Annotated in this window: 1 protein-coding gene; it reads left to right on the top strand. The window is 37.8% G+C overall.

Features of this window, described 5'->3' with window-relative positions; genetic code table 11:
- The coding region (locus NOL38_RS10450) for a transposase (RefSeq protein ID WP_277942089.1) at nucleotides 1–534 on the top strand (534 nt) is incomplete at both ends.

The following is a 534-nucleotide window of genomic DNA, read 5'->3' as shown; positions in this document are numbered from 1 at the left end:
AGTCAAAGTCATTACCATGGATATGTTTAGTCCCTATTATCAACTTGCTAAGCAACTATTTCCAAATGCCAAGATAGTACTTGATCGCTTTCATATCGTACAACACCTCAGCCGGGCTATGAACCGTGTCCGTATTCAGATTATGAATCAATTCGACAGAAAATCGCACGAATACCGAGCCTTGAAACGTTACTGGAAATTGATACAACAAGATAGCCGTAAACTCAGCGATAAACGATTTTATCGCCCTATGTTTCGAATGCATTTGACTAACAAGGAAATTCTAGAAAAACTCCTATCCTACTCAGATGAACTCCGACAGCACTATGAACTCTATCAATTTCTCTTGTTCCATTTCCAAGAGAAAAACTCAGTTCATTTCTTTGACCTTATCGAACTGGAAATAGCCAATGTTAATCCTATTTTCCAGACGGTATTTAAGACATTTCTAAAGGATAAAGACAAGGTTTTAAACGCCCTAGAATTGCCCTATTCCAACGCCAAACTGGAAGCTACAAATAATCTCATCAAAGT

Source organism: Streptococcus suis (genome assembly GCF_029616525.1).
Classification (GTDB): domain Bacteria; phylum Bacillota; class Bacilli; order Lactobacillales; family Streptococcaceae; genus Streptococcus; species Streptococcus suis_AF.
This window is presented reverse-complemented; position numbering and strand designations above follow the sequence as displayed.